At 60.0% G+C, this 6498-nt stretch carries 3 protein-coding genes and 2 pseudogenes; 3 read left to right on the top strand and 2 right to left on the bottom strand.

The window, feature by feature from the left end:
* The first annotated feature begins 1088 nt into the window (after nt 1–1088).
* Both NKH23_RS34135 and NKH23_RS34140 read left to right on the top strand, forming a co-directional pair.
* A complete protein-coding gene (locus NKH23_RS34135; RefSeq protein WP_352917458.1) occupies nt 1089–1745 on the top strand; it encodes a Crp/Fnr family transcriptional regulator in 657 nt (218 codons plus the stop codon).
* 353 nt (nt 1746–2098) lie between these two features.
* On the top strand, nt 2099–2353 hold the full coding sequence (locus tag NKH23_RS34140) for a DUF982 domain-containing protein (RefSeq protein ID WP_352722186.1): 255 nt from the start codon (nt 2099–2101) through the stop codon (nt 2351–2353).
* 652 nt (nt 2354–3005) lie between these two features.
* On the opposite strand, the pseudogene istA reads toward NKH23_RS34140, so the two are convergent.
* Nucleotides 3006–4240: pseudogene (gene istA, locus NKH23_RS34145) on the bottom strand (IS21 family transposase); the annotation flags it as partial.
* An 18-nt stretch (nt 4241–4258) separates the two neighbouring features.
* Nucleotides 4259–4822: pseudogene (locus tag NKH23_RS34150) on the bottom strand (tyrosine-type recombinase/integrase); the annotation flags it as partial.
* Between the two features lie 670 nt (nt 4823–5492).
* Between NKH23_RS34150 and NKH23_RS34155 the strand changes: the two are divergent.
* Nucleotides 5493–6498 (top strand): glycoside hydrolase family 16 protein (locus tag NKH23_RS34155; RefSeq protein WP_352917456.1); only part of this gene is annotated, 1006 nt, incomplete at its 3' end.

Below are 6498 nucleotides of genomic sequence, written 5' to 3' on the forward strand. Positions count from 1 at the left end.
GCGATGATCTGCTCTTCCGTAAACCGCTTTCTCTTCATCAGTCCGTCCTTCAATCGAGGCCGGACTCTAATCTCAGATGGAGGAAATTACCCGTGGCAGGTCACCGCCCAAAAAGTCAGTTTCGAATATTTCATTGTCTACTCCAGCTGGAACGTGCCCGGTGGCAGCCAGCTGGAAACCTGGCGGAGCCAATCAATTGAGATCGTGAAACACTCCACTTACGCCAATGGTTACGCTCGCGGCTCATCGGCCGTACATCGTCCGTCGCGGTCTATAATGGGTCGGCTGGCTGCTCCGCGTCGGCGCAATCCTGAATGCCGAAGGACTGGCGCGGCATGGACCGGGCAAGCGCAGGTCGCCTTGGCCTCGGCCTGGTCACGGCGTTGTCTATCGTAAGCAGATATTCATCGGCCGGAACTTCGGGCTTGGCGAGCTTGCGCACGGCCCACAGCGTTTTGGTATATTCCTGGCTGGGCGAGGCGAGCATCTGGCGGCAAATGACTTAACCAGTCCCATCTCGTCCTCCCTTTGCGTGTTCGACATATTCACCGGATGAATAGCGCCAACCCGAGTGCGCCGCCGTGTCCGCTCAATGACCAGATCATGATTTACATTAGGCTTATCTGATATGGATAGTAGGCAACGACCAAAATAGCCGCGCACACCAGCAAGCCCGGTAAAGAGACCTGCATTGTTGATCGAGCCTCCCGCTTGGTTTGGCCCTGGTTATGCGCACGCAGGACGCTGTTCGACGGCTCATCTTTCGGCAGGGGGGTATTCCGGGCAAGAGAGCCAAAGGGCGTAGCCTAAGATCCCGCAACTGCAGGACGCGGCAGGCACTCCTCCTTACGGTGGATACTCGGAGGCTTAACCGCCCTTGCAGCACTCCTAGCTAAACGCAGTTTACCTCATTCAAACAGATGAGGACAGTAGGCCAGCCCGCCCCTAGGGTAACAGGTCGTTCTGTCGAAATTATCTGGGAGATAATGGAGATTTATATTGAAGGTGATGGGAAATAGAAGCAACCTCGTGATACTCCATGCAAACATTATTGCAGTTCATAAGCTCTCATCCCATAGGGGGGGACATTGTCGAAGAACGAGTGGGGGAACGACGATTTTCTCGGTGTTACCGCAAAAATCTACAAACCCCATTCGGTGATATGCCGCCAGGATGACGACAACAGCGAGATATTCATCGTAAAATCGGGTTGGGCTATCCTTTACCAGGGATTACTGGACGGAGAACGGCAGATCATCGACACTCCTCTTAGGGGGGACATTGTCGGTTTCCGTGGTGCGGACGGACCCCGTCTAGCGTCACTGGCGGCCATAACCGAACTAGCCGTTTATGAAATTTCCAGTAAGGAACTGGTAGAGGCGATCTTGTCGGACGGCCGCCTCGGCAAGAAGATCGCCTCCTCCGTGGCCCGCCTGAACGCCATCCTTGCCGAACATCTCATGAATACCGGGCGGCGGAACGCGATGAGGCGCACGGCCCATTTCCTGCTCGAGTTGGAGGAGAGGCTCTCCATGGTTGGGCTGTCGGCCCATGGAAGATATGATTGTTCCCTTACCCAAAATGAACTGGCCGACATTCTTGGAATGACCACCGTTCACGTCAACCGAACATTAAGGGAACTTCGCAAGGCCGATCTCGTCTCTTTCAAGTCAGGCCATGTAGAGGTGATCAACCGCAAGAAGCTGGTTGAAACAGCCGGATTCGATAAAGAGTATCTCAGGTAACGGGTGTCTCTGTTCGAGCGGCAGTGCATCGGCCATCAGTAAATTTTCCGCTGGGAGAGACGACGTTTGCGGACAACTGGTCGTGCGCCGCATACCTGGCAGGGCCGCGTATGTCTCGACGGCGGCAGCCGCGACGGCAACACGGTCTGTCGCGAGGACCGGCGCGCTGCCGAAATATATGCAAGTGCCCACCGCGGCAAGCGTATACCGGCTTCGTACCGACCGCTCGGACAACCGTCGATGAACCTTTGGAAACAGCCCGTCACGGACTCAGACATGCCTAACAAACGGTTAACCGTCCTCATCGCTGAGCCGGTTAGGACGAAACCCGCTAGCCGCCCTGAGGTCCCTTCATGGCCCCCCACTGGTTCAACCCTCCGGTCCCCGTCAAGACCGAGCGTCTCGGGATCATCCGCAACGTCAACAACGCCGAGGCAGCCGGCGAGGAGCTGATGAAGTGGACCAAGCGTGGCCCTTGCTGGGACCTCGCGGTGCGCGTTTGCATCGCAGTGATTTTCGACGAGATGGAACCTGAGGAGGCCCGCAAGGCATTCCTGGCTGCTGCAAAAGAGGAGGGGACGTTACTCCCCCCAAGGACAACTAGCTAAATTGGATTGCGGTATGAGGTTCTATGTGTCTCTGACCAACACCGCCTCGCGAAAGGAGCCCGTCGCCGGTGAGGGAGAGGCGATGGCCCCCCACAGTGGCTGCACATCCACGAAGAATCGACCGCTGCGAGCTCTAAACCCGCGAGGGCCTACATCGTTCCCTCATCCGCGCCTACGCGAGTTGCGGCTGACTGGGAAGGGACGCCCCGAACATGACAAAGAGAAACAAAGAAGGTCATGCGTCTGTCTCCAAAGCAGTTCGGAAATTGATTCATTCGGAAGACAATCGTCGTCACATACACAAGCTGTTAAGGCTAGAAGTCGAACCAGAACTGCCGCCGACCCTAGCGTCATTACTCGCGGCTATTGATCGGGCCAAACAGGGGCCGACCGAAGAAGGTGCCTAGCGGGCTGGCTAAGCGTTAAACAGAGGCTCGCTCCGTGCTGGTTTCTCTGATCCCCTCTTAGAAAATTTCCTACAAACATTCCCCTTGATTTTTCCCGACACAGGATCATCAATGTTCCCTTGGATTATCGCTGAGGTGGAGGCCTCGGATGATCGCGAGCAGGTATTTCACGCGATCATGAGCAGCCGCTTCGACCGACCTGTTCATTGATTCAGGTGTTTGCGGCTGCGTCAAGAGCGGGGGCAGCGAAAGCCCTGTTCGGGATGCGGCCGGTCAGCGATGACAGTCTGGAAGAAGGCGGCGGTGGAAAGCCCGATCCTCTCGCCGGCCGCGATCAGTTCCCCCGGCGTCCACTTGCCGTAGCGGCGATGCGCGCTCGGCATGTGATCGGCAACGGTCGTATGGCCGCGCCGGTTGGGCGCACGGGCGTGCTGGCGATCCGCTGCCCCTTGTGGAAGACTTCGACGGTCTTGTCGGCGACCCGCACATCGACGAGCTCGCGGATCAGGCGGTAGGGCGTGGAATACCAATGCCCGTCAACCTCGATGTGATAGTCGGGCGCGACGCGGCAACGCTTCCAGCGCGCAAAGACGTATGGCTGGTCCGGCAGTTCCCTGTCGATCTCGGCGAAGAGTTCGGCGCGGCTGGAGCCGAAGCCGCGCATCTGGCGGGCGTTGAGTTCGGCGACGAGCAGGCGGATGGCGGCGTTCAGCTCCGCCAGACAAAAGAAGCGCTGATTGCGTAGCCGCGCCAGGACCCAGCGCTGGGCAATTTGCACGGCAACCTCGACCTTTGCCTTATCCTTCGGGCGTCTCGGCCTCGCCGCGAGCACTGCGGTGCCGTAATGGCTTGCCATCTCGGCATAGGTTCGGTTGAGGCCGGGGTCGTAGTGATCGGGGTTGGTGACGGCAGCCTTGAGATTGTCGCAGATCACGAACTTCGGCACGCCGCCCAGAAAGGCAAAAAGGTTCGTGTGCACGCCGATCCAGTCGGCTCGGGCACGCCTCGGCGTAGGTGTAGTTCGAGGCGCCCATCGCCGCGACGAACAGCTTCATGGGGTGCGCTTCGCCCGGTGACGGGGTCGAAGATGTCGATAGTGTCGCCAGCGAAATCGACAAACACCTTCTCGCCGCCCAGATGCGTCTGGCGCATCGTCAGGCGCGCGCGCCCTTTCCAGGCCTCGAAGGTCGTGCAAAACCACGTATAGCCCAAGCCATCAGGGTTGGCAGCGCAACTCCTTCTCCACATAGCTCCAATGGGGCACCGGCCGCCGAGGGCTTTGCGAAGCCGCCTTCGGCGCCGGGAAGAGCAGCAGCTCAAGCCCTTCGTCATCCATCCCCTCGGGCAGCGGCCAGCTCAGCCCGGCAAGACGGGCACGCCGCAGGTAACCATGCACGACCCCATTGCTCACCCCGAGCGTGCGCGCGATGGCGCGCTCGGTCAGGCCTTGGGTTGCGGCTCGGGAATAGCTCGGCAGCATCACGCCGCGGCGCTTGCCCACCCGCCACCAGGCGCGCAACAGATGGAGCAGTTGCGGCGACAGCATGGCGTGACGATCCTTGCGCCCCTTGCCCTGCTCGACACGGATCAGCATGCGCGTCGAGTCGATATCGGTCACCCTGAGCGCCACGATCTCGGAGACCCGCAAGCCGGCCCCGTAGGCCGTGCCGAGGGCGGCCTTGTACTTGGGCCCGGGTGCAGCTTCGAGCAGCCGCGCCACCTCCTCGACGCTCAGCACCAGCGGCAGCTTGCGCGGCTGGCGGACGACGGCGAGACGGCGCGCGAGATCGAGCCGGTCGAGCGTCACGGTGAAGAAGAAGCGCAGCGCCGAGACCAAGCTGTTGATCCCCGGCGGCCGCATGCCGCTCTCGGTCTGGTGCACTTGGAAACGGCGCAGGTCCTCAGCCGTCGCAGTATCAGGCGATCGCTCGATAAAGGCTGCAAACGCCTTCACGCAATGGATATAGTTACGGCGCGTATTCTCGGTGAAACCGCGCAGAGACATGTCTTCGATCATGCGCTCGCGAAGCGGGCTGCCGGATGGATGCGAAGGGACGGTCATCGGATGCTCCTCTCAGGCTGAAGGTTGACACTTCATGCTCGGAGGCCGATGGCCGTCCGTCACCCCTGATCGATCACCTCACCGATGCTGCCGATAAAGCGCAAGCCTCGAAGCCCGCGCCATCCCGCGAGCGGATCGTTCACTGACCCCTAATGGTCATTCCGGAGGCGAGATTGCAGGTCCGAATCGGATTGAGAAAACGGACGTTCGGCCATCCTATCTGCGCCGACCGTCGCGCCACCCCGCTGGCGAGACGCCCGTGAGCCTCTTGAAACCCCGACTGAAGGCCGCCTCCGCCGGCCTACAAGCCTACGGTGAAGGCCGCCTTGTCGCCTTAGGACGAACATTGCAAGTCCGGGGAATAATCCTGGGAGGAATCCTATGACGATTCCGCGCGTGGAAGTGATCACCTCGGTGCAGCGCCGGCGGCGCTGGTCGCGGGCGGTGAAGGAGCGGCTGGTTGCGGCGCGTTCGAGCCCGGCGTCACGGTATCGGAGGATTCGCAGTATCGTGTGCCGGCTACGTCAACCGATTTGCGACATCTCCCAAATTTCTCGTGAAATGTTGGGGATAACCGTACTGGCCGCATTGCGACGGAATGGGTGTCCACTACACGATTAGGCCTTGGTGGGGTAACCGCAAGAATGTTGAGAGAACGAGGTGCCCATCAATGGCTGCGACGGATCTTCCTGGCGATTGGACCGGACAGTACGAGGGATCGAAACTGAACCTCTCGGGGTTCAAGCTCTCCTTTTCTGACGAGTTCAACACGCTTGATGTTGTGCCGAACAACGGCATCGGCAAGTGGTTCGCGCCGGTACACGCCCCCTACGGGGCCGCTACGTTCATGTCGCCGGTGGGAGCAACGAATCCGTTCTCTGTCTCTGACGGGAAGCTGACCATTACCATGAAGCAGGCGGGCGGCGTCTGGCAGTCGGGAACGATGCAAACGGTTAACAGCGCCGGCCAGGGTTTCGCGCAAGTGAACGGGTATTTCGAGATGCGCGCCGCCTTTCACGGCGGGGCGGGAGCCTGGCCGGCTTTCTGGATGCTGCCGCAGGATACCTCCGTACCGCGTCCTGAGGTCGACATCGTTGAAGCGTATGGCGGCGATCCTGATGGTCATCACCGGGCGGTGCACTTGCGCACTTCGGAAAGTTACGCTCGGGGCGACTATACGCGCCTGGCCGATTCGATGTTCGATGGGGCGTTTCACACCTACGGCGCGAGGATCACGACGGACTGGATCACCGTCTACTATGACGGCCAAGAGTTGAGCCGCTTTCCAATGAACGAGTTCTTCCGCACGCCACTTTATATGGTGGTCTCGCTGGCCATGAATCCCAAAGAGGTCGAGCAGGCGTCCGGCACGTACAAGATGGTCGTCGACTACGTCCGCGCCTATGCCGCGCCGAACGTGATGGAGCAGCACCTGACCGGGACGGATGCGGCGGATATCCTGAAGGGCGGCAATTTTGATGACGTTCTGGACGGCAGAGGTGGTGCTGACAGAATGTCCGGCGGTCTGGGCAACGATACCTACCGCGTCGATAACGCATTCGACGTAGTCATTGAGGCTTCGGGCGGCGGTCACGACAGGGTGTGGACCTCTGTGAGCTATGCGCTTTCGGCCGGCTCGGAGATTGAACTTCTTGCCACCACCAACGCGTCCGGCA

Source organism: Mesorhizobium sp. M1328 (assembly GCF_040318075.1).
In the GTDB taxonomy this organism is placed as follows: Bacteria; Pseudomonadota; Alphaproteobacteria; order Rhizobiales; family Rhizobiaceae; genus Mesorhizobium.

Bases quoted from the DNA above. Each gene is read 5' to 3' on its own strand.
- NKH23_RS34140 (WP_352722186.1), top strand. From the start codon at position 2,099: ATGGCCCCCCACTGGTTCAACCCTCCGGTCCCCGTCAAGACCGAGCGT.